We start from the raw sequence: 21,191 nt of genomic DNA, 5'->3' as shown, positions 1-21,191 counted from the left end.
TTAATTGATCAATCGACTGCAATTGTATGCAATGAGTTCGGCCGGGCGGGACCCTCAGACGGTCAGCCGCGCGCCTTCGCGAAACGCGGCTGCCAGATCCCGGGCGTGAATGCGGACGTCTTGGGGGGCGCCAGGCTCTCTGGGAAACAGTCGGCTCTCTCAACGTCATTGCAAGGAGCGCAGCGACGAAGCAATCCAGTGTCCCGTCCACAGCGCTGGATTGCTGCGCTGCGCTCGCAATGACGGATGAGAGCGCAGAACGCAGCAGGGCTCAGAGGCCACGCTTTGCATGGCGTCCTATTGCATGAGAATTCGTCGCGCTGCTCTCAGATCCCGAGCAGCCAGACCGCGACGATGGTGCCGATCACGGCGAGCCCGCTGATCGTCCACCCCGTCACATAGGCGCCGTCGTCCGATCCCGCGGGATCGACCATCGTGTCGCGCCAGCCTTCGTCCTGCCAGTGCCCCTGTTGGTACGCCATGCGAACCTCCTCGAGCCTGCCTCCCCGTGGAATAAGTCGGACGCCTGTCGAGAAGGTTCAACCCCAAGCTGAAATCTTCGTTGCATGCGCTGCAACGCAAATCTCCGACATCCCCTCTGGTCAGGCCGGCGAAACGTCCTAAGCTCGCAAACGCGTTCCACGAAGAGAACGAGCAAGTCGCCGGGGCGGCATGGCCGTCCCGCAGCAGGGAAGGAAGACCATCCGATGAAGGATTTCGCCGGCAGGATCGCCGTGATCACCGGGGGCGGCACGGGCATGGGCCGCGAGCTCGCGCGCCAGCTCGTCGCCGAAGGCTGCAACGTCGCCATGTGCGACGTCTCGACCGAGGCGATGGCCGAAACCAAGCGGCTGTGCGAGGCCGAGAAGCTGCCGCAGGGCCTGCGCGTCACCACCCATGTCGCCGACGTCTCGATCGAGGCGCAGCTCCAGCGTTTTCGCGATGAGCTCGCCGAGCAGCAGGCCACCGACAAGATCCATCTGCTGTTCAACAATGCCGGCATCGGCGGCGGCGGCAGCCTGTTCACCAATTCAAGAGAGCAATGGGAGCGTACCTTCAACATCTGCTGGGGCGGCGTCTATCTCGGCGTCCGCACCTTCCTGCCGATGCTGCTGAAGGCGGACGAGGCTCATATCGTCAACACCTCGAGCGTCAACGGCTTCTGGGCCTCGGTCGGCATGGGCGTCTCGCACACCGCCTACAGCGCCGCGAAGTTCGCGGTGAAGGGATTTACCGAAGCGCTGATCAACGACCTCCGCCTCAACGCGCCGCACATCAAATGCTCGGTCGTGATGCCCGGCCATATCGGCACGTCGATCGTGTCGAACTCGCGCAAGGTGCAGAGCGGCACCGAGTCCGACGAGCTCAGCGAGACCGAGATCGGGCTAGCGCGCCAGCGCATGAAGGGCATGGGCATCGATGTCTCCGCCATGAGCGACCAGGACATCCAGGCCGCCGCCCGCGAGCGCGCCCGCAGTTTCCTCGAAGACGCGCCGACGACGGCGGCGCAGGCCGCGAAGATCATCCTCGACGGCGTCAAGGCCGAGCAGTGGCGCATCCTCGTCGGCGAGGACGCCAAGCTGCTCGACCTGCGCGTCCGGCAGTCACCAGAGCAGGCCTACGAGCCGGAGTTCTTCCAGCGCTTTGCGCAGGAGGCGGGCTGGAAGCTGGGGTAGGGGATTGCTGTTCGTTGGAAAACAGCACCTTTCGCCACGCAGACGGTGAGCTCCCCTCCCCCTTGCGGGGAGGGGTCGGGGGTGGGGGTCCACGAGTCCCGCTGCCAATGACGAGATCAAACGGCCATGGATGACAGCCGACGATCATTCGCGCAACGAATGCGCGCCGAACCTACCGAAGCTGAACGCGTCCTTTGGCAACGCCTCCGCCATGACGTCAAGTTCGCCGGTTCTCACTTCCGCCGGCAAGCGCAGATTGGACCCTTCATCGTCGATTTCGTCAGTCGCAAAGCTAAGCTCGTGATCGAAGTCGATGGCGGCCAGCATGATTGGCAGCAGGAGGAAGACGCTGCCCGCACGCGACAGATCGAGGCGCTCGGGTATCGCGTTCTTCGCTTCTGGAACAACGACGTCCTCGGAAATATCGAAGGCGTCCTTCACGAAATTCAGCGCGCGTGGACCCCCACCCCCGACCCCTCCCCGCAAGGGGGAGGGGAGACGAGACCGCCGCGCCGTCCCCGCAGAACGCGGAGACCGAGCAAAGTTTGATCGCGGCTTCAGAACGCCTCTTTTACCTCGACGACGCCACCCGGTACGCCATCCGCGTGTGGCTCGGGCAATAGGGCAGGCCCTCGATCGGCTTGGAGCCGCAGAAGCAGAAATCGTCGGCGCCGGGGGTGGAGATCGGCCAGCGGCAGCGCTCCTTGGAGAGTTCGAACAGCGAGCAGCCGTTCTCGACCGTGCCGACCGGCTCCTCGACAACGATCGGCGGCGGATCGTTCTGGACCGCGCGCAGGATACGGCGGCGCAGCTTCGGCACGGGACGGCGGGCGCCATCGCGTGTCGTCTCGGCGCGAACGACGCGCCTGGTGTCGCCGCCATTGTCGCGCGTCAGCGCCAGGCGGGAGATCTTGCCGATCACGGCGTTGCGGCTGACGCCGAGCTCGGCGGCGATCTCTCGGCAGGTCAGCCCGGCCTCAAAGTGCTGCTTCAGGGCCTGGAGCCGTTCCTCGGTCCAGGTGGGGAGTGTCTGTCGTTCGGCGGGCATTGTTGTCGCTTCCAAGTTTGATCCGTCCTGGATCGTCCTGGCCGACGGCTGCACCGAAACTGTTTTCCGCGCTGCGTGTCCCTAGCTTACGCCCGTCCGTTGTCGCGAATCGACAGCAGCCCATCCTTGATGGCGAGCCGGATGCCTTCTTCAATCAACGTTCTGCAGACACCCGGAACGCTGGTGCCGTGGGTTCCCTGTTTCACGAGCTTTTCGAGATAGCCGATGGTTGCCAGGGCTAGGGTTACGGGGATGCGGTCAGTTTCGGCTTTTTCCGTCGCCATGCCTAAAAGCTAGTCCGTAACCGATGTACAGAAAAGTAACTTTTTAGACTCTATTAGGAATCGGATTGGTTGTACAGCGGCTTGGGGATAACTGGTTAAGATATTGAATTTTATGGAAATATGACGAATCGGGCTGGTCGCGGCGATGACTCTCCGCCCGCTCGGCGAGTCCGGGCCCGGAATGGTACGGGAAGCACGGGCCGGGAAGATTCGCGTGGGCCGCGGTGTCCGATGGTTTCTTCAACCGCCGCCGTGCCGCGGGGCACCTGATCGGGGAGCCCTGGTGGAATTGTCGGCTGAAGAGGCGGACGGTCGCTCGCGGCTTTTCCGGTCGGTGCGAGAAAATTCGCCATTCCAGAAATAACGCTTTCGCTTTTCCGGAAACTGTGCTTTAGTGCCGCCATCCCGCCTCACTCGGAAGGGGCGTTGCGCGCGATCGTCACGACACGCGAGGCGGGGAGCGATGGCCGCGATGGAGCCGCAGCGTGTCCTTCAAGGATGCGCGGACGAACGGCTCGGCGCGGACGTGAAGTCGCAGCGTGCTGACACCCCGACGCTGGTGTTACGTTCGCGACGGCGCTGACGCGCCGCGCGGATCATGGTGGCCAACAAGCCCGGCGCACCAGGCAGACTGCGTATAAGCGTGAACACCATCGCGCAGGGAAGGCCGGGCGTTCTCGGCTGCACCTGTGGTACCTGCCGCCTGCATTTTTCTCGCAGGCGGGCCGCAGGCGCCAGCCGGCGCCTGGCCTTCCCTGCGCCCTCCGACTTTTGAGAGGGTGAGATGATGGCATGACTCGGCGCGAGCGGCGCGCGAGGATGATAGATCGTGTCTCTTGGAGTGAACGAGGGTTGCACTTCAAATTCGGTCGTCATCCCCGCGAACGCGGGGGATCCAGTACGCCGCGGCCTGTCGAGGACTGACGCCTGCCTCTGGATACTGGGTCGCCCGGTCGAGCCGGGCGACGACAGCGGGGCGAGCCGCGCCAGCGTGCCCGACACAACCTCACCCGTGCACGACGGCCTTCGCGATCATGCAATGAATGCCCTTGGAGCCGTTGACGGTCTGGGTCACCCGCAGGTCGGCGGCGAGGCTGCACAGCGTGTAGGCGTCCTCGCGCGACAAATTGCGCTTCTCGCCGAGCAGCACGATCATGTCGCGCAGTGCCCGCACCGCGCATTGGTCGAGATCGGGGTCCATCGCCATCGTCATGTAGTGCGTGGCGGTCTCGGCGCGTGGATAGTCGAACTTGAGATCCTTGCGCACGGTGAGGCGGAAGCGGCCCTGCAGCGCGGTCTCGATCGCCGTGACGCAGACCTCGCCGTCTCCCTGCACACCATGGCCGTCGCCGCAGGAGAACAGCGCGCCCGGCACGAACACCGGCAGATACAGCTTGGCGCCGGCACCGAGTTCCTTGTTGTCGAGATTGCCGCCCATCGCGCGCGGGATCAGCGAGGTGATGCGGCCCCAGGCCGGCGGCGGCGCCACACCCATCACGCCGAAGAACGGCGCCAGCGGCAGCTCGAGCCCCCACGGCAGCTTGCCGACCATCCGTTCCTTGTCGAGCGGGATGTTCATCAGCCGGCTCTCATGGAAATCGTCGGGCAGGGTGCCGGCCAGCGGGCGGATGAAATTGTAGCCCCAGTCCTGCCGCAGCTGGACGTCGAGGATGTCGACCTCGAGCACGTCGCCGATTTCGGCGCCGTTGACCGCGATCGGCCCGGTCAGGATGTGGCCGGGCACCATGCGCTCGCTGCGGGCGTGGACGTCGAACAGCTCCGGCGGCACGTGGAACTTGCTGGTATCCGGCACCACGTCGGGTCCGCCGCTGATCGAATCGATCGTGACCTCGTCACCGCTGTCGACCGTGAGCACCGGCTTCAGCCGGGATTCGAAGAAGCCCCAATGGCAGGTCTCGGGGCTGGCGTGCAGATGATGGTGGGCCATGATGCTCTCGTTATTGCCGGTTCGAGCCTGAGCATAGCGCATCACATGGCGTTCGCAGAGAGATGGCAACGCATGGCGGCTGTCGTGTATGAGGGCGGCCGTGGCACTTCACCCCGCGCCGGAGCTCGCAATGTTCTTTGTGCTGTCGAAGACGCTCGGCCTGCTGGCACTGCCGACCAATTTCATGATCGCGCTGGGCCTGCTCGGTGCCATCCTGATGCTGACCCGGTTTGCCGTGCTGGGGCGCAGGCTGGTCGTCTCGGCCATGCTGCTACTGGCGATCGTCGGCCTGACGCCGCTCGGCAGCCTGATGCTGTATCCGCTGGAGAGCCGGTTTCCGAAATGGGATCCGGCGAACGGTGCGCCGGACGGCATCATCGTGCTCGGCGGTCCGGTCGATTCCGATCTGTCGGCAATGTACGGCATGCCGGTGACGGTGGCGGGCGCGGACCGGGTGATCCAGGCGGCCGCGCTGGCGCGGCGCTACCCGACTGCACGCATCCTGTTCACCGGCGGCAGCGCCAATCTGATCGCGACCGAGGCCAAGGAGGCCGATGTCGGCGCCGAGATCCTGCTCAGCCTCGGCGTGCCCAGGGAGCGGCTGCTGCTGGAGCGGCAGTCGCGCAACACCTACGAGAATGCGATCTTCTCCAAGGCGATGATCTCCCCGAAGCCGGGCGAACGCTGGCTGCTGGTGACCTCCGCGTATCACATGCCGCGCTCGGTCGGGCTGTTCCGAAAAGCGGGCTTTCCGGTCGAGCCCTATCCGGTGGACTGGCGCGTCGGCCGCGTGCTGGATTTCGACGGCATCTCGCTGCTCGGCCTGCGCCGCGCCGACATCGCCGTGCGCGAATGGGTCGGGCTCGTGGCCTACCGCCTCCGCGGCCGCATCGACGATCTGTTTCCCGGGCCGGCCTAGGCGGTTGTTGTGCCGAAGCCCGCCGCTTTCGCTGCCAGCTCGCCGCGCACGCGCGCGACGACCGGCTCGTAGCGACAGCTCGAATCCTGCCGGAACAGGCGCGCGCTCGGATACCACGGGCTGTCGTCGCGATCCCTGAGCCAGCGCCAGTCGGCCAGGTAGGGCAGCATGATCCAGGTCGGCCGTCCGAGCGTCGCGGCGAGATGCGCGACGCTGGTGCAGACGGTGACGACGACGTCGAGGCAGGAGATCAGGGCGGCCGTCTCGACGAAGTCGGTCAGCTCGGCGGTGAGGTCGCGGATGCCGCTCTGCTGCGCCAGCATCGTCCTGTCCGCGGGCCGCAGCTCCTTTTGCAGGCTGATGAAATCAGCGTCGACATCGAGCAGCGGCAGCAAGGTCGACAGCGGCATCGAGCGGTTGCGGTCATTGCCCTGGTGCGGGTTGCCGGACCAGACCAGCCCGACGCGCAGCCGGTCATGCGACCCCAGCCGCTGCTCCCAGGCCGCGATGCGCTCGGCCGGGAGCGGCGGCAGATAGCCAGCGGGCGGGATGGTGGCGAGCGTGGTGCCGAAAGCGAGCGGCAGGCTCATCACCGGGCAATGCATGTCGAAGGCGGGTCGCTGCAGCTCCGGCGCGTACGCAAGACATTGCGACACGCCTTCGACACCGGCCAGCAGCGGCCGCAGCGCCTCGCGGACCACCAGGATCACCCTGGCGCCGCGCGCGGCGAGCATCGGCAGGTAGCGCGCGAACTGGATGGTGTCGCCGAAACCCTCGTCCTCCTCGATCAGGACGGTCTTCCCGGCGATATCCTCTTTGCCCAGCCATTTCGGCTCCGCAAAGCGCGGATATTCGGGCGAGAAATCCGGCATGTTCCAGCGCGCTTCGCGCCGTGCCCAGCCAGCGGCGTAGTCGCCACATTGCAGCTCGACATGGGCAAGCTGCCAGGCCGCCTTGGCGTGACTCGGCTCGAGCACGAGGATCTGCCGGTAGACGGCCGCGGCGTCCTCGAAGCGCAGCAATTGAAGCAGCGCAAAGCCCTTGTTCAGCAGCACCTCGACGAAGTTCGGGCGCAGGCTCAGCGCCTGGTCGAACCACGGCAGCGCCTCCGCGCTGCGGCCGAGACAGACGAATGCATCGCCGAGATTGTTGCAGACCATCGCCTCGGCTGGCGCCAGCGCATGCGCGCGTTCGCAATCGGCGAGATACGCGTCGTAGCGTTTGAGCTCGCGGAAGCATCGGGCGCGCATCTGCAGCGACTGCAGGTCGCCCGGCCGCTGAGTCAGGCAGATCGTGAAGGCCTGGGCGGCTTCCTCATAGCGCTGCTGCTGATGCAGCAGCAGGCCGCTCTGGAACGCGGCCTCATGATGCGAAGGATCGATCGTCAGCGCGTGCTGATAGCTCAACAACGCCTCGGCGCCGCGGTCGAGCGCCAGCAGTACGCCGCCCATGTGCTTCCACAGCTCGGCGTCGTCGGGCTTGAGCTGGATCGCCTTGTCGAACACCGCGAGGGCGTCGTCGAGCCGGCCCATCTGCTTCAGGGTGAAGCCCAGGCTGGTGAGATAGTCGATCTTCGGCGTCTGCCGGATCGCGCGCGAGAACCACGCCACGGCATGGTCGTGCTGACCGGTTTGCAGCGCAATAATGCCCATCAGCGCAAGGCTGTCGGCATGGGTCGGGTCGGCGGCCAGCGCCTGCTCGCAGCACATCTGGGCATCGAGCAGACGTCCTCCGCCGAGGTGATGCAGTCCCGCCTCGTAGAGCGCGGCGGGCGACAGCGCGGGCGTTCCGCCGGGGCCGGCCGTTGCGCTCTCGGCGCCTTCCTTCCGGTCGCTGCGGGTCATCGTCTGGTCCTGTCCGAGGATCGAAAATTCATAAGTGATTCCCGCGATATCGAGAAGGATCACGGTATGGCGGGTGAGCCCGGACGGCGGAAATACTGGCATCATCAGGTGCGACGGTCTAACAAGCCGCCCGAAGCCGAACCACACGCGGCGCGGACGCCCGGTGCGGCAGGGAGGGAACGCCACATGCAACAGCCGAACGCGGCAGACAGGCTGGACCTGGCGGCCATGGTCGCCGATCTCAACAGCCTGCTGCGGCTGAAGACGACCGTGATCGGCATCAAGATGTTCGCCCGCGTCGAGGACATGGAAGCGATCGAGAAGATCCGCCGTCCCAACGCGGTGCACACCACCGACCAGATCGTCAGCATGGCGTCGCGGCTCGGCTGGACCGTCGGCATCACCGGAGATGATCTGGTCGGCGCGCAGTGCCGCGCGGTGATCGGGCTCGGCCCGCAGGACGAGGCCTGGCTCGACGGCGCGAACTATGTCGGCGTCTGGCACGGCACGGCGGAGGATGCGCGCAAGCGGCAGGAGGCGCTCGACGTGGTGCCGTTCGGCCGCTACCAGGCGATGGCCGTGAGCCCGCTGGCGAGCGGCCGGCTGGATCCGCCGGACATCTGCCTCGTCTATGCGACGCCGGGACAGATGATCATCCTGATCAACGGCCTGCAATATGTCGGCTACAAGAAGTTCGAATGGGGCGTCGTCGGCGAGACCGCCTGCGCCGATTCCTGGGGCCGCGCGCTGAAGACCGGCGAGCCGAGCCTGTCGCTGCCCTGCTTCGCCGAGCGCCGCTATGGCGGCGTGCCGGACGAGGAGATGCTGATGGCGCTGAAGCCGTCCGATCTCGCCAAGGCGATCGCCGGCATGAAGCAGCTCGCCAGGAATGGCTTGCGCTACCCGATCGCCCCTTACGGCATTCAGAACGACGTCCGCGCCGGCATGAGCGTGTCTTATGGAAAGAAATAGAACCACATCCGCCGTCATTGCGAGCGAAGCGAAGCAATCCAGAGTCCTGTCCGCAGCCCTGGATTGCTTCGCTTCGCTCGCAATGACGGCGCAACTGATTTGCAGCTGATCTCCAGGGAACACCAATGACCTCACCGAAATTCGATCTCGTCGTCTACGGCGCCACCGGCTTCACGGGCAAGCTCGTGGCTGAATATCTCGCCACGCAATATCGCGGCGACGCCTCGCTGCACTGGGCGATGGCCGGCCGGAGCCTGGACAAGCTCGCTTCCGTGCGGGACGAGATCGGCGCGCCCACCGACACGCCTCTCATTGCCGCCGACGCCTCCGATCCGGCGTCGCTGCAGGCGATGGTGGCGCAGACGAAGCTCGTGCTGACCACCGTCGGTCCGTATCAGCTCTACGGCAACGAGCTCGTCGCCGCCTGCGCCGAAACCGGCACCGACTACGTCGATCTCTGTGGCGAGCCGGTGTGGATGCGGCAGATGATCGACAAGCATCAGGCGACCGCCGAGAAGAGCGGCGCGCGCATCGTGTTCTCCTGCGGCTTCGATTCCGTACCGTTCGAGCTCGGCGTCTACTTCGTGCAGCAGCAGGCGAGACGCGTGCTCGGCGCGCCGGTCGCGCGCGTGAAGGGCCGCGTCCGTGGCATGAGCGGGACCTTGTCGGGCGGGACGGCGGCCAGCGCCAAGGCGACATTCGATGCGGTCGCCAAGGATTTGAGCCTGGTAGCGATCCTCAAGGACGCGTTCGCCCTGACGCCCGGCTTCAAGGGGCCGAAGCAGCCGTCAGGCAACAAGCCCGTCTATGAGGAGGATCTGCAGTCCTGGACGGCGCCGTTCATGATGGCGCTGATCAACACCCGCAACGTCCACCGCTCCAACATGCTGATGGGTTTCCCGTACGGCCAGGACTTCGTCTATGACGAGATGGTGCTGACCGGTCCGGGCGAGAAGGGCGAGGCCAACGCCAAGAAGGTGATGGCCGCCAATGCCGAGAAGACCGGCCCGAACGCGCCGAAGCCGGGCGAGGGGCCTTCCAAGGAAGAGCGCGAGAACGGCTACTACAATCTTCTTTTTGTCGCGATCGCCCCCGACGGCCGCCAGGTCCGCGCATCCGTGAAGGGCAACCGCGATCCCGGCTACGGCTCGACCTCGAAGATGATCAGCGAATGTGCCGTCGGCCTGTTGCGCGACGGAGCTGGCGTGAAGGGCGGTTTCTGGACTCCGGGCGCGGCGCTCCAGGACAGCCTGATCAAGCGGCTGGTCGACCATGCCGGCCTGACGTTCGCGGTGGAGGACTAGGAGGCTGCGATGTGCGGACCGATCCCTGCGGATCAGCCCGCGTCGACCTGGTGGGCGCGGGTGGCGGCGATCATGCCCCACATCGTGCCGAGCATCAGGAAGAAGTGCCGCCAGTGATCGGTATCGATGATGAAGCTTTCGCCGACGGTGCCGAGGAAGGCTGCGAAGATTGCGATGTAGGTGCGCTGCCAGGGCACGCGCACGAGCAGATAGCGGAAGCCGAGGACGACGGTGGTGAAGACCAGAGCGGGATAGCAGATGCCGGACAGCCAGCCGCCCGACATGAAGGCGTTCAGATAGGAGTTGTGGGTGTCCTCGGGGAAGTAGTTGTGGAATTGCAGCGGCCCGATCCCGAACGGCAGGTCGAGCGCCATGTCGGCGCCGAGGATGTGGCGGCCGAACCGGCCGAACCGGCCTTCGTCGTAGCTCTGGTCGAAGCTCGCCCGCTGCTTGAACATGTCGGCGATGGAATCGATCGAGAGCAGTACGCCGATCAGGACGAGGCCGGCCACGGCAGCCGCGAGCGTCATGACGATGATGCGGGAGCGCTCGCGGGGCGAGGTGCTGGTCAGTACCATCAGCGCCAGCATGAAGGCCGCCGTGAGAACGAGGCCGCCCCAGGCCGCGCGCGAGAAGGCGAGCAGGATGGCGAGCGCCATCACGCCGAGGGCGAAGCTGGCGCGCAGCGTCGCTGCGAAGCGGGCGGTGACGACATTCTGCAGCGCCAGCAGCGCCGGCAGGATCAGGAATGCGCCGAGAACGTTCGGGTCCTTGAACGTACCACGCGCGCGGCCATACAAGGTGAGGAGATCGTATCCGCCGGGCACCAGATGGAAGTAGCCGGCGACACCTGCAAGGGCTGCGATCGCGCCGCCCATGACGAGGCCGCGCCGGAGCATGTCGAGCCGCGCTTCGGTGTCGTCCGAAATGAGCATGGCGATGAAGATGGCCGTGAACGCCATGTACCAGGAGGTGGCGATCCAGGTCGAGATCTTGGAATCGTCGAGCAGCGGTATGGCGCTGATCGTGTAGCCCAAATTGACCAGGACGAGCAGCAGCAGCAGCGGGACGAACACGAGACGCAGCCTCATGCCAGTCGCAATGAACACTGCTGCGGACGCGAGTGTCACGAGCTCGTAAGGGCTGGGTTCGATAAAGACGATAGCGCCGGACGCGCCGACCAGCCAGACCAGCGCGCGCTGCAGGGCGACGACGCCCGGAGGAGCCATCGGCCTGGATGCGAACTCTCCGGCTGCCGCCGTCATGGCCATCGCGAACTCACACTCATACGCAACGCAGGGCGGGATCGGCCGGACACACGTGCGGAGCGGGCCTGCGTCCGCTCCGGATCCCCGCAATCAATAAGCGTTCTCGCTCTTGGTCATCAACGCCAGCGGCGTCTTGAGCAGGATGTAGAGGTCGAACAGCACGGACCAGTTCTCGATGTAGTAGAGGTCGAATTCGACCCGCTTCTGTATCTTCTCCTGGTTGTCGATCTCGCCGCGCCAGCCGTTGATCTGTGCCCAGCCAGTGATGCCCGGCTTGACGCGGTGGCGCGCGAAGTAGCCGTCGACAGCCTCGTCGAACATGCGGTTCTGCAGCTTGCCCTGAACCGCGTGGGGCCGCGGGCCGACCAGCGACAGGTTGCCCTTGAACACAACGTTGAAGAGCTGCGGCAGCTCATCGAGGCTGGTCTTGCGGATGAAGCGGCCGACGCGGGTCACGCGCGGATCGTTCTTGGTGACGACCTTGGACGCCGTGGGATCAGCCTGGTGGTGATAGAGCGACCGGAACTTGAAGACGTCGATTCGCTCGTTGTTGAAGCCGAACCGTTTCTGCCGGAACAGCACCGGCCCCGGACTGTCGAGCTTGATCGCGAGCGCGACCAGCGCCATCACCGGGAGCGCGAGCAGCAAGATGAGGCCGCCGACCAATCGGTCGAACAGCATCTTCATCACCAGATCCCAGTCGGTGATCGGCGCCTCGAACACGTCGAGCGTCGGGACCGCACCGAGATAGGAATAGGAACGCGGGCGGAAACGCAATTTGTTGGTATGGGCCGACAGGCGGATGTCGACCGGCAGCACCCACAGCTTCTTCAGCATGTCCAGGATGCGGGTCTCGGCCGAGATCGGCAGCGAGAACAGCACCAGGTCGACGCGGGTTCGGCGCGCGAACTCCACGATATCATCGACCTTGCCGAGCTTCGGCGCGCCGGCGCAGGTCTCGAGCGAACGGGAATCGTTGCGGTCGTCGAACACGCCGAGGATCTCGATCTCGGAGTCGTCCTGCGCCTTCAGCGCACGCACCAGATCTTCGCCGCTCTGGTCGGAGCCGACGATGATGGTCCGTCGATCGAGGCGCCCTTGTCGGGCCCAGCTGCGGATCAGGTTGCGCAGTACGACGCGGCTCGCGATCAACGCGCCGAGTCCCACGAAGAAGAACGCGGCGAGCCAGAGACGGGAAACTTCGCTGCCGATCTTGGCGAAGAAGGACAGTCCGATGAACAGCAGGAACACGAAGCAGTAGGACGAGATCATCCGAGTCATCTGCCTCACCTGGGCGCGGAAGACCTGGATCTGGTAAATGTCGGCGGCCTGGAAGCACACCACCGCGCTCACGGCGAGGCCGACGATGGCAACGAGATACTCCCAATGGAAGCCGCTGAGCGGAACCACGTAGCCGAAATAGACGGCGCTACCGACGACACTCAACAGCACGAAATCGGTGATGCGGACGATGCCGGCGAGGACGATCGGAGAATAGGCGCGGTGAACCTTCTGATTGGCGACCGCCAGGGCCGCCGGCGACAGGCGGCGACGGCGTTCAACGGCCGGCTTGCCTGCCGCGGCCGTGGATGCGGCCGCGGCCGCAGCAGCATCCAACATCGAGCGAGCGTTGATCGGTTCCACAGTCGTACAAGCCCGGATTATGTTTGTTAGTATTTGTGGTCATGTAAGCGCTGATAGCGCCGGGGGAAATTCCCTACCGGCGGGATTACGGGCCAAATCGGAAGAAACGGTTAGCGATGGTAAATGACGTCAGGTCTTGGTAAACGCCTCGCGGTAGCTGTCGAGCACGCCCTCGACCATCGCCTTCTGCGAGAAATGCTGGAAGACGCGCTCGCGCAGGGCCTTGGCGCGGAGCTGCGCTGTGGCCGGATCGTCCAGTGCGGCTGCAATTGCGTCGGCCAGCGCGGTCGCATTGCCCGGCATGAACAGCGCGTCGTTATGCGGTCCGAAGATTTCCGGAATGCCGCCGACTCTGGCCGCGATCATCGGAACCCCGGCGGCACCCGCTTCGATCACGACATAAGGCATGGAATCGCCACGCGAGGGAACGACGAGCAGGCTTCCCTTGGAAAATCCGTCGCGCGCCTTCACATGGCCGATGAAGCGCACCGCGGCCGTAAGACCGAGGCGTTCGACCTGAGCCTTGAGCTTCGACATCTCTTCGCCGTCGCCGCCCAACGTCAGCGTCAGCGGCCGGCCACGGGAGCGCAACAGCGCGACGGCGTCGATCAGCAGATCCGTGCCCTTGATGTGCCGGAATTCGCCGACATAGGCCAGGTCGGTCTGGTCCTGAGCCGGCGTGACCGGGTCGAATTCGCCTGCAGTGACGCCGTTGAAGACGCAATTCACCAATCCCCTGGGATGGCCGATCATGCGCTCATAGGTATCGCGGGCGAAGGCGCTCTCGAACAGGAAGAGGTCCGTCCGGTTCATCAGCGCACGTTCAAGCCGCCCGTACAGCGCGCCTTTGAGCGTGTCGAGCGGGTAGTGCAGCGAGCCGCCGTGAGGCGTGTAGATACGGATCGTTCCTGGCCGATGCGGCAGCAGGCGGACGAACGCGCCGGCCTTCGCGCCGTGGCCATGCAGCACGTCGGGGGCGAGCGCGCGGGAGAGGCGATGGAACCGGCTGAGTGCCAGAATGTCGCTCGGCCAAGGCTCCCGGTGAATGGGAATGCGGTGCACGCCGAGTGTCAGGCGGGGCGCGATCTGGGCCAGCGCGGCATCGGCGCGTTCGCCGCCGGTCAGGCTGTCCGCAATGATGCCGACGTCATGCCCGTGATCCACTTGACCGTTGGCAAGGTCAAGGATGTGCCGAAAGATGCCGCCGACGGGAGCTCTGACGGCGTGAAGGATTTTGAGAGGTTTGGTCTGCGACGGTGCCATGTCGAACTCGCCCGCGCCATCGGGTTGCGCGTGGTTTCGCCAGGCTCCGCCGCGGGTGCTGATCTCACGACTGGCGGATAGAGGAAGCACGGGCGCCTCTCGTCGCTGAATATTGATAGCTCCAACCTCGATAGAGGCTTGATGGTTAACAAAGTCTCACTCGTCGTCGTTGCCAGGCAGGTTCGCTCCAGCATTGTGACGATCTGGCGCAAGCCTACTTGTAGCGAGCAGCATATGGCGAAGGATGACGATTGTTCTATAGGGCGAGGTTGCAGGCGCTCCGGTTAACCCGTCAGCAACCTTAATGGAGTGTAATTGTACCACGTATGGTAGCGGCGTGGCGTAGGTCTCGCGGGAGTGGATGATGCGGTTGGCGTTCTGGCGTGCCGGCAAGACGACACAGGTTGACGGAGCTTCCGTCCGACCCGTGACAGGCTCGCCATCGTCGGCCGAGCCGGGCCCGGCCGGCGATCTCGATCTCCGGCTGGTCGGCCGCGCCTTGGCACGAAAGCGCGGCTTCATTCTTTTGCCGACGCTGCTCGCTCTCGTTCTGTCGATCACCGCAGTCAACATGATCACGCCGCGGTACAAGTCCGAAGCGCGGATCCTGATCGACGGCCGCGAAAACGTGTTCGTGCGGCCGAACGGCGAGCGTACCGAGGAGCGAACGGCACTCGATCCCGAGGCGGTCACCAGCCAGGTGCAACTGGTGCTGTCGCGCGATCTGGCGCGCGACATCATCAGGAAGAACAAGCTTGGTGAGCTGCCCGAGTTCGATCCAGTCCTGCGCGGCGTGTCGCCGCTGAAGTCGGTCTTGGCGATGGTCGGGCTCGTGAAGGATCCGCTTGCCATGACGCCGGACGAGCGCGTCATGGATGCCTATTACGAGCGCCTGACGGTCTACGCCGTCGACAAATCGCGCGTCCTCGTCGTCGAGTTCCAGTCGCAGGATTCGGCGCTCGCGGCACAGGTCGCGAATTCGATCGCGGACGGCTATCTCGTGGTTCAGCAGAACGCCCGCCAGGCGCAGGCGAAGTCGGCCAGCCAGTGGCTGGCCGGGGAGATCCAGGGGCTGCGCAAGAAGGTCGAGGAAGCGGAATCGCGGGTCGAGGAGTTCCGCGCCAAGTCGAATTCGTTCATGGGGACCAACAACACCTCGTTGTCCAACCAGCAGATGGGCGAGGTCAACACCCAGCTCAATAATGCCCGCGCCTTGAAATCGGACGCCGAGACCAAGGCGCGGCTGATCCGCGAGATGCTGCAGAGCGGCCAGCCGATCGAGGCATCCGAGGTGCTCAATTCGGAGCTGATGCGCCGCTTGTCGGAGCAGCGCGTGAGCCTGCGCGCGCAGCTCGCCGAGCAGTCGTCGACACTGCTCGACAATCATCCGCGCATCAAGGAACTGAAGGCGCAACTGGCTGATCTCGACCGCCAGATCCGCGACGAGGCCGGCAAGATCTCCCGCTCGCTCGACAGCGACGCGCGCATCGCCGACGGGCGGGTGCAGATGCTGAGCCAGAGCCTCGAGCAGGCCAAGAAGCAGGCCACCTCCACCAATGGCCTTGATGTCCAGCTGAGGGCGCTGGAGCGCGATGCCAAATCGCAGCGCGACCTGCTGGAATCGTATCTCGCCAAATACCGCGAGGCGAACACCCGCGAAACGCTCGACACGCCGCCGGCGGATGGACGGATCATCTCGCGGGCGGTGGTGTCCAATACGCCGGCATATCCGAAGAAGCTGCCGATCGTGCTGATCGCGACGCTGGCGACCCTGATGCTGACCTCGGGCGTGGTCATCACCGGAGAGCTGTTGCGCCTCACGGCGCCGCGTGCGACGGGCCTAGCCGCCCCGGCCATGAGCAGCATGGCCGACGTCATGGTGCTCGCGGCGCGGGTCGAGCCGATGATCGCCCCGCGGACGGTTTCCGCATCGCCGGCCGTTGCACCACCTTCGACGCCGGCGCCGGTTGAGGCCACGCATCCGGCTTTCGTACCGCCGCCCGTCACGGCCATGCAGCCGGCCGAGGCGCCGTCGGCCGCGCCGATCAAGCCAGCGCCGATGAACGAGCTCGAGCAGCTCGCATCCGATCTGCTCGCCGCGGGCGAGGGCGCCCGCAAGGTCACCGTGCTCGGCACGGCCGGCGGCGAGGCCGTCACGTCCACCGCGCTCGCGATTGCCCGCACCATGGCGGCGCAGGCGCGCGTGGTGCTGGTCGATCTCGCCGGCAGCCCGCAACTTCTTGCAGGCGTCTCGGTCGATCCGGCCGCGCCCGGCCTGATCGAGCTGATGCTGGGCGAGGCGTCGTTCGCGTCCATCATCACCAAGGACCAGGCCTCGCGGCTGCACATCGTCAACGCCGGTCGTCCCGGCGCCGACCGCAGCCAACTGCAATCGCCGCGGCTCGCGCTCGCCATCGACGCGCTGCTGCGGGTCTACGACCACGTCCTGCTCGACGCCGGCAATGCCTCCGACCTGCCGGCCGAGCTGTTGACCGCGGGCGCGCGCGCCGTCGTCGTGCCCGATCCCAACATGGCCGCCGAGGCGCGCAGCCAGATGAGCGAGCAGTTGCGCGAGGTCGGCTTTGGCGCCGTCACCATGCTGAAGGCACCGGGCGGAGGCGCGAACCGCAACCAGCCGGGGCCGCGCGGCGTCGCCGCCTAGTCTTCAGCCTTCTCGTTCTCGTTGGCCTTGGCGACGCCGCCACGCGATTGCAGCGCGCCGCGCAGGCGCTGCGCCAGACGGAGCAGGGCAGGGCTGTGCTTGACGGCATGCTTGGCCCGGCTGACCGCAGCCATCGTCGTTGCGGCAACGCGGCCCCGCGCGGTCAACGGCATGAAGCTGTCGAAGATCGGCTCGTCGTCCTTGCAGAACATCCGCTTGTAGTCGTCCGATCCGATGCCGAGATCGAGGGCGCGAAAATCCTGTTGCGCGTAGTGATCGATGATCGAGCGCATCAGGATCAGCCCGGGGCTCCAGCGCGCATTCTCCGATAGCGTATAGGTGTTGAACATCATCGAGAAGCGCGCCCCGTCGGCGACGCCGGCAAACAGCGCGATGATCTCGGCATCGCAGCGCAGCGCATGGATATCGATGGCGCGATGTCCGCAACCGAGCTTGGCCATGCAGGCGCTGCGCACGAAGGCCTCGACACCTGCTTCCGCGAACACGTTCGGAAGCTTCTGCTCGGCCATGCGGATCGGCTTGGTGCGGAAGAACCAGTCGAGCAGCTCGGCAATCTCGGCGTCGCTGCCCGCGACCATGTAGCGATAGCCGGGCAGCGCCTGCAGCTTCTTTTCCTTGCTCTTGAGCCGCTTGCGGAATGAATTCGACAGCAGCGCGGTCGGCGCGGCGCCCGGCGGCATCAGCAGCACCGGGCAGTCGTTCACCGACGGCTGGTGCGGCCATTGCGCCAGCGGATTGGCGACATCGCCCCAGCGCTGCGGCTGCTGCGTCAAGGCGAGCACGTCGACACCGCCGCGGTCGCGCAGCCCTGCGAGCAGGACGTCGAGATCGCCGGCGCCGGCGCGCGCGGCGAATTCGCCATCCATCAGTGGCATGTTGAAGGTCGTATGCTTGCCGCCCATGAAGCTGGCGATGCGCATGCCGCAAGCGTGCCGCAACGTCAAAGGCAACAGCAGCAGCGGACGTTGCTCGGCATCACGCCCGATGACGATGAACGGCGTAGCATGCTCGCGTGCGCCGACGTCGCGCTGCCATGCGCCGAGCAGGTCGAAGCGCTGGTACGGCGTCGAGACATGGGCGGGATCTTCGAGCGCGCGCCAGACCGGCTCGGCGGCCGCCAGATCGGACACGATGTCGACCCGCGCGAGCCCCGACGGCAGCCGCCGCGCGGGCGCCTGCGCCGTCCGGCTCTCGATCACGGCGGCCATGGTCATCGCGCAGCTCGCGTTGTCGTGGAATTTTGTTGCTTGACGTCGGGAGACCCTCGCAAAGAAGTCTCAACAAAAGGTAATGGCAATGACTTCGTCCCAAATCGGGAATGACGCAAACAAAGACCTGTTCAAATCGGCAGCGGCCACGCGATCTTGACGGCGGATGATCGCTATCATCGGATGGCGGTGATCATGACGCGATCGCGCCATGGTCTGTCCGCATCAGGTGGGCGCAGACGGTCTGGTTTCAAGTGGGATTTTCGGAAGGGGCGCGGGAATTGTCGTCGGACAACAGGTGGCTGCGCAGCGCCCGGCTCGAGCTGGCCTATTTCAGCGGTCGCACGCTGCTCGCCTCGCGAGCCGCGGGCGGCGCCGGTGCCGTGCTGCGGTTCGAGCGGGTGCGGCCGCGGCGCAAGGGCGCGTTCCAGCCGCTGACATGCGCGGAGATCACGCCCGTCTTCCTCGACAAGGTGATCCGGGCGCTGAAGCGCTGGGGCTATGAGATCGTCTCGCTCGACGAAGCCTGCGAGCGATCGGTCCGGCTGCCCGAAAGCCGTCGCTTCGCCTGCCTGACCTTCGACGGTGCCACGAAGGACGTGATCACGCACGCCTATCCGGTGCTCGCCCGTCACGGCGTGCCGTTCACCGTTTACGTGCCCTCGGCGTTTCCTGACGGGCTCGGCGAAGCCTGGTGGCTGGCGCTGGAGGCCGTGATCGCGCGCGAGGCCCGCATCAGCCTCGTGATCGATCATCGTGAGCAGCGCTTCAACGTGTTTACGCCGGCGGAAAAATACGAGCTGTTCGCGTATCTTTCGGCGTGGCTGCGCAAGCTGCCGCCAGCCGAGTTGTCGATCGCGATCCGCGACCTCTGCTCGCGCCACTCGGTCGATCTCACCGCGCTGAGCCGCGAGTCCGCGATGGACTGGGCCGACATCGCCCGGCTCGCCGCCGACCCCAACGTCACGATCGGCAGTGCCACCGTGCATTATCCCGTGCTCGCCAATCTCAGGGATGCCGACGCCCAGCGCGAGATCACGATGGGCAGGGCGGTGCTGGAGACGGCGCTGCGCCGCCCGGTCCGGCACATGGCGTATCCGTTCGGCGACCGCGACAGCTTCCGCCGCAGCGATGTCGTGCTCGCCGAGCAGGCGGGTTTCGTCAGCGCGGCCTCGACGATGCCAGGCGTGGTGCAGAGCGAGGGCCGCACCCATCTGCACATGCTGCCGCGCATCGCCTGGGACGGCCGCTCGCGCTCGCTGCGCGCCTTGAAGGTGCTGATGGCCGGGGTGACCCTGCCGCGGGAGAAAGCCGCGCAGCCGCCGAAGCTCGATCTCGGCTGATCAGCCCTGCTGTTGCTCCCGATCGGGGCGCAGCATCCAACTGACGATCGGCATCGCCGGCAGCACCCATCCCATGCCGACAACGACGTAATACACCGCCTGCAGCCAGCCGGAATTGGCGATCAGGGGGAATTGCGCCATCACCATGCCCATCATCGACCAGGCGAAGGCGAGCAGCAGCAGCGCGACAGCGCCGATCAGTTTGCGGGTGCGGATCGTCATGACGGGATTGTCAGCCTCGGCTGGGGGCGGCGCGGCTTGCGCGCGATTTCCCCGGGATTATAAGGGCCTGTCAGCCCCGGTTCAATCGAGCGTTCAACGTCCATGACCACGGTTCCCGCTACCCGCGATCTCGCTGCGATCCGCATCTGGCTCCTCGTCGTGGCCGGCCTGATCGCGCTGATGGTGCTGGTCGGCGGCGCGACGCGGCTGACCGAATCCGGGCTGTCGATCGTCGAATGGAAGCCGGTCACCGGCACCCTGCCGCCGCTGTCCGAGCAGGCCTGGAGCGATGCGTTCGAAGCCTACAAGACCATTCCGCAGTACCGGCAGATGAACGCCGGCATGACCCTGCACGAGTTCAAGACCATCTTCTGGTGGGAGTGGAGCCACCGGTTGCTCGGCCGCGTCATCGGCATGGTCTACCTGCTGCCCTTCCTGTGGTTCCTGTGGCGCGGCGCCGTCTCCGGGCCGCTCGGCCGCAGGCTGTGGCTGATCTTCGGCCTCGGCGCGCTGCAGGGCGCGGTCGGCTGGTGGATGGTGGCCTCCGGCCTCACCGAGCGCACCGAGGTGGCGCCGGTCCGGCTGGCGACGCATCTCGCGCTGGCGCTGCTGATCTTCGCGGCGATCGTCTGGACCCTGCGGCGGCTCGCGCCGCGCGAGGAGGCCGAAGTGCCGGCGCGGCTGCGGCTGACGGCCTGGGTGCTGGTCGGAATCACCTTCGTGCAGCTCTATCTCGGGGCGCTGGTCGCGGGCCTGCGCGCCGGCCTCGTCTACAACACCTGGCCCGAGATCGACGGCGGCCTGATCCCGAAGGCGGCCAATCTGTGGATCCATTCGCCGTGGTGGATCAATCTGTTCGAGAACGATTTGACGGTGCAGTTCATGCATCGCATGACCGCCTACACGTTGTTGGCGCTGGCGGCGTGGCACGCCTTCGACGTGATGCGTGCCGGCGCCGGCCGCAACGTCGTGCGCGGCGCGCACCGGCTGCTGGCGGCGATCCTGGTGCAGGCGGTGCTCGGCATTCTCACCCTGCTCGCGCTGGTGCCGATCTCGCTGGCGCTGCTGCATCAGGGCACGGCCATCATCGTGTTGACGCTCGCCGTGCTGCAGGCCGAACGCCTGTCGCCGCGACGTGTCGCTGTTGTCGCCGTGCCGCGGACGGCCGTGGCGGCCGGGCAGGCGGGGTAGGGCGTTCTCGCGCTCGCTGTTGCAGCGACCTCCGCCGTCATTCCGGGGCGCCCGCAGGGCGAGCCCGGAATCCATTGAGCCGCGAGACACGCTGGAAAATGGATTCCGGGCTTGTGCTTCGCACGCCCGGGAATGACGACTGGGACGTTGGGCGCGAGCCAATGAGCGCCTTTGCGTGCAACTCCCGATCTCGCCAAGACATACACCCTCATCCTCGCGCGCTTGTGCGCCGAGCCATGCCGATCGTCTCGCCCCCGAAAAACGCGAGGGCGCAGGGAAGGCCGGATGCCTGGCCGGCACCCATGGCCCGCGTGCAAAGAAAAAAGCACGCGGCGGTCACCACAGGTACGGCCGAAAACACCCGGCCTTCCCCG

18 protein-coding genes are annotated in these 21,191 nt (G+C 65.9%); 8 read left to right on the top strand and 10 right to left on the bottom strand.

The window, feature by feature from the left end; all coding sequences use genetic code 11:
* Window positions 1-326 precede the first annotated feature (326 nt).
* Window positions 327-482 carry a hypothetical protein gene (locus ACQR1F_RS07420; protein ID WP_315711478.1) on the bottom strand — a complete coding sequence of 52 codons (156 nt, stop codon included), beginning with the start codon at window positions 480-482 and terminating at the stop codon, window positions 327-329.
* A gap of 225 nt (window positions 483-707) precedes the next feature.
* Between ACQR1F_RS07420 and ACQR1F_RS07415 the strand changes: the two genes are divergently transcribed.
* Both ACQR1F_RS07415 and ACQR1F_RS07410 read left to right on the top strand, forming a co-directional pair.
* Window positions 708-1,676, top strand: a complete 969-nt coding sequence (locus ACQR1F_RS07415) for an SDR family NAD(P)-dependent oxidoreductase (RefSeq protein WP_434840536.1) — start codon at window positions 708-710, stop codon at window positions 1,674-1,676.
* 126 nt (window positions 1,677-1,802) lie between these two features.
* Window positions 1,803-2,225, top strand: a complete 423-nt coding sequence (locus ACQR1F_RS07410) for an endonuclease domain-containing protein (RefSeq protein WP_434874436.1) — start codon at window positions 1,803-1,805, stop codon at window positions 2,223-2,225.
* 22 nt (window positions 2,226-2,247) lie between these two features.
* On the opposite strand, the gene ACQR1F_RS07405 is transcribed toward ACQR1F_RS07410, so the two are convergent.
* The 3 genes from ACQR1F_RS07405 to ACQR1F_RS07395 form a co-directional block, all read right to left on the bottom strand.
* Window positions 2,248-2,724: a GcrA family cell cycle regulator gene (locus tag ACQR1F_RS07405; protein WP_315799652.1), complete on the bottom strand. Its 477-nt coding sequence runs from the start codon at window positions 2,722-2,724 to the stop codon at window positions 2,248-2,250.
* A gap of 86 nt (window positions 2,725-2,810) precedes the next feature.
* Entirely contained in the window at window positions 2,811-3,008 is a 198-nt protein-coding gene (locus ACQR1F_RS07400) for a hypothetical protein (protein ID WP_006614936.1), read from the bottom strand.
* A gap of 1,006 nt (window positions 3,009-4,014) precedes the next feature.
* A complete protein-coding gene (locus ACQR1F_RS07395) occupies window positions 4,015-4,956 on the bottom strand; it encodes an acetamidase/formamidase family protein (protein ID WP_316181504.1) in 942 nt (313 codons plus the stop codon).
* Window positions 4,957-5,086: 130 nt separating this feature from the next.
* On the opposite strand from ACQR1F_RS07395, the gene ACQR1F_RS07390 reads away from it, so the two are divergent.
* Window positions 5,087-5,875 carry a YdcF family protein gene (locus ACQR1F_RS07390; protein WP_316181565.1) on the top strand — a complete coding sequence of 263 codons (789 nt, stop codon included), beginning with the start codon at window positions 5,087-5,089 and terminating at the stop codon, window positions 5,873-5,875.
* Here ACQR1F_RS07390 and ACQR1F_RS07385 read toward each other — a convergent pair.
* Window positions 5,872-7,719, bottom strand: a complete 1,848-nt coding sequence (locus tag ACQR1F_RS07385; RefSeq protein WP_316181503.1) for a tetratricopeptide repeat protein — start codon at window positions 7,717-7,719, stop codon at window positions 5,872-5,874. The two genes, ACQR1F_RS07390 and ACQR1F_RS07385, sit on opposite strands and share 4 nt — an antisense overlap.
* A gap of 186 nt (window positions 7,720-7,905) precedes the next feature.
* Here ACQR1F_RS07385 and ACQR1F_RS07380 point away from each other — a divergent pair, with 186 nt between their 5' ends.
* Both ACQR1F_RS07380 and ACQR1F_RS07375 read left to right on the top strand, forming a co-directional pair.
* Complete coding sequence (locus ACQR1F_RS07380) at window positions 7,906-8,691, top strand: DUF169 domain-containing protein (protein WP_316181501.1); 786 nt, start codon at window positions 7,906-7,908, stop codon at window positions 8,689-8,691.
* A 125-nt stretch (window positions 8,692-8,816) separates the two neighbouring features.
* Window positions 8,817-9,995, top strand: coding sequence for a saccharopine dehydrogenase family protein (locus ACQR1F_RS07375; RefSeq protein WP_316181499.1), 1,179 nt, complete (start codon window positions 8,817-8,819; stop codon window positions 9,993-9,995).
* Between the two features lie 32 nt (window positions 9,996-10,027).
* On the opposite strand, the gene ACQR1F_RS07370 is transcribed toward ACQR1F_RS07375, so the two are convergent.
* The 3 genes from ACQR1F_RS07370 to ACQR1F_RS07360 form a co-directional block, all read right to left on the bottom strand.
* Window positions 10,028-11,266, bottom strand: coding sequence for an O-antigen ligase family protein (locus ACQR1F_RS07370; RefSeq protein ID WP_315799656.1), 1,239 nt, complete (start codon window positions 11,264-11,266; stop codon window positions 10,028-10,030).
* Window positions 11,267-11,353: 87 nt separating this feature from the next.
* Window positions 11,354-12,883, bottom strand: a complete 1,530-nt coding sequence (locus tag ACQR1F_RS07365) for an undecaprenyl-phosphate glucose phosphotransferase (protein ID WP_434884829.1) — start codon at window positions 12,881-12,883, stop codon at window positions 11,354-11,356.
* 153 nt (window positions 12,884-13,036) lie between these two features.
* A complete protein-coding gene (locus ACQR1F_RS07360) occupies window positions 13,037-14,170 on the bottom strand; it encodes a glycosyltransferase family 4 protein (protein ID WP_315799658.1) in 1,134 nt (377 codons plus the stop codon).
* Window positions 14,171-14,534: 364 nt separating this feature from the next.
* Between ACQR1F_RS07360 and ACQR1F_RS07355 the strand changes: the two genes are divergently transcribed.
* The gene (locus tag ACQR1F_RS07355) at window positions 14,535-16,832 is read left to right on the top strand and encodes a GumC family protein (protein ID WP_434912759.1); all 2,298 of its coding nucleotides are present in this window, start codon (window positions 14,535-14,537) and stop codon (window positions 16,830-16,832) included.
* On the opposite strand, the gene ACQR1F_RS07350 is transcribed toward ACQR1F_RS07355, so the two are convergent.
* Window positions 16,829-18,067, bottom strand: a complete 1,239-nt coding sequence (locus ACQR1F_RS07350; RefSeq protein ID WP_316237423.1) for a GNAT family N-acetyltransferase — start codon at window positions 18,065-18,067, stop codon at window positions 16,829-16,831. The genes ACQR1F_RS07355 and ACQR1F_RS07350 overlap by 4 nt on opposite strands.
* 275 nt (window positions 18,068-18,342) lie before the next feature.
* Between ACQR1F_RS07350 and ACQR1F_RS07345 the strand changes: the two genes are divergently transcribed.
* Window positions 18,343-19,404 carry a polysaccharide deacetylase family protein gene (locus ACQR1F_RS07345; RefSeq protein ID WP_434840149.1) on the top strand — a complete coding sequence of 354 codons (1,062 nt, stop codon included), beginning with the start codon at window positions 18,343-18,345 and terminating at the stop codon, window positions 19,402-19,404.
* Here ACQR1F_RS07345 and ACQR1F_RS07340 read toward each other — a convergent pair whose 3' ends face one another.
* The gene (locus tag ACQR1F_RS07340) at window positions 19,405-19,626 is read right to left on the bottom strand and encodes a DUF2842 domain-containing protein (RefSeq protein WP_315799662.1); all 222 of its coding nucleotides are present in this window, start codon (window positions 19,624-19,626) and stop codon (window positions 19,405-19,407) included.
* Between the two features lie 102 nt (window positions 19,627-19,728).
* On the opposite strand from ACQR1F_RS07340, the gene ACQR1F_RS07335 reads away from it, so the two are divergent.
* Window positions 19,729-20,817: a COX15/CtaA family protein gene (locus ACQR1F_RS07335; RefSeq protein WP_434840148.1), complete on the top strand. Its 1,089-nt coding sequence runs from the start codon at window positions 19,729-19,731 to the stop codon at window positions 20,815-20,817.
* The last annotated feature ends 374 nt before the right edge of the window (window positions 20,818-21,191 follow it).

It is taken from the genome of Bradyrhizobium sp. HKCCYLS3013 (assembly GCF_051167615.1).
Taxonomy (GTDB): Bacteria; Pseudomonadota; Alphaproteobacteria; order Rhizobiales; family Xanthobacteraceae; genus Bradyrhizobium.
The sequence above is the reverse complement of the archived record's forward strand: the minus strand, read 5'-3'. Positions and strand labels throughout refer to the sequence as shown.

Bases quoted from the DNA above. Each gene is read 5' to 3' on its own strand.
- ACQR1F_RS07420 (WP_315711478.1), bottom strand. From the start codon at position 482: ATGGCGTACCAACAGGGGCACTGGCAGGACGAAGGCTGGCGCGACACG.
- ACQR1F_RS07415 (WP_434840536.1), top strand. From the start codon at position 708: ATGAAGGATTTCGCCGGCAGGATCGCCGTGATCACCGGGGGCGGCACG.
- ACQR1F_RS07410 (WP_434874436.1), top strand. From the start codon at position 1,803: ATGGATGACAGCCGACGATCATTCGCGCAACGAATGCGCGCCGAACCT.
- ACQR1F_RS07405 (WP_315799652.1), bottom strand. From the start codon at position 2,724: ATGCCCGCCGAACGACAGACACTCCCCACCTGGACCGAGGAACGGCTC.
- ACQR1F_RS07400 (WP_006614936.1), bottom strand. From the start codon at position 3,008: ATGGCGACGGAAAAAGCCGAAACTGACCGCATCCCCGTAACCCTAGCC.
- ACQR1F_RS07395 (WP_316181504.1), bottom strand. From the start codon at position 4,956: ATGGCCCACCATCATCTGCACGCCAGCCCCGAGACCTGCCATTGGGGC.
- ACQR1F_RS07390 (WP_316181565.1), top strand. From the start codon at position 5,087: ATGTTCTTTGTGCTGTCGAAGACGCTCGGCCTGCTGGCACTGCCGACC.
- ACQR1F_RS07385 (WP_316181503.1), bottom strand. From the start codon at position 7,719: ATGACCCGCAGCGACCGGAAGGAAGGCGCCGAGAGCGCAACGGCCGGC.
- ACQR1F_RS07380 (WP_316181501.1), top strand. From the start codon at position 7,906: ATGCAACAGCCGAACGCGGCAGACAGGCTGGACCTGGCGGCCATGGTC.
- ACQR1F_RS07375 (WP_316181499.1), top strand. From the start codon at position 8,817: ATGACCTCACCGAAATTCGATCTCGTCGTCTACGGCGCCACCGGCTTC.
- ACQR1F_RS07370 (WP_315799656.1), bottom strand. From the start codon at position 11,266: ATGGCCATGACGGCGGCAGCCGGAGAGTTCGCATCCAGGCCGATGGCT.
- ACQR1F_RS07365 (WP_434884829.1), bottom strand. From the start codon at position 12,883: ATGTTGGATGCTGCTGCGGCCGCGGCCGCATCCACGGCCGCGGCAGGC.
- ACQR1F_RS07360 (WP_315799658.1), bottom strand. From the start codon at position 14,170: ATGGCACCGTCGCAGACCAAACCTCTCAAAATCCTTCACGCCGTCAGA.
- ACQR1F_RS07355 (WP_434912759.1), top strand. From the start codon at position 14,535: ATGCGGTTGGCGTTCTGGCGTGCCGGCAAGACGACACAGGTTGACGGA.
- ACQR1F_RS07350 (WP_316237423.1), bottom strand. From the start codon at position 18,067: ATGACCATGGCCGCCGTGATCGAGAGCCGGACGGCGCAGGCGCCCGCG.
- ACQR1F_RS07340 (WP_315799662.1), bottom strand. From the start codon at position 19,626: ATGACGATCCGCACCCGCAAACTGATCGGCGCTGTCGCGCTGCTGCTG.
- ACQR1F_RS07335 (WP_434840148.1), top strand. From the start codon at position 19,729: ATGACCACGGTTCCCGCTACCCGCGATCTCGCTGCGATCCGCATCTGG.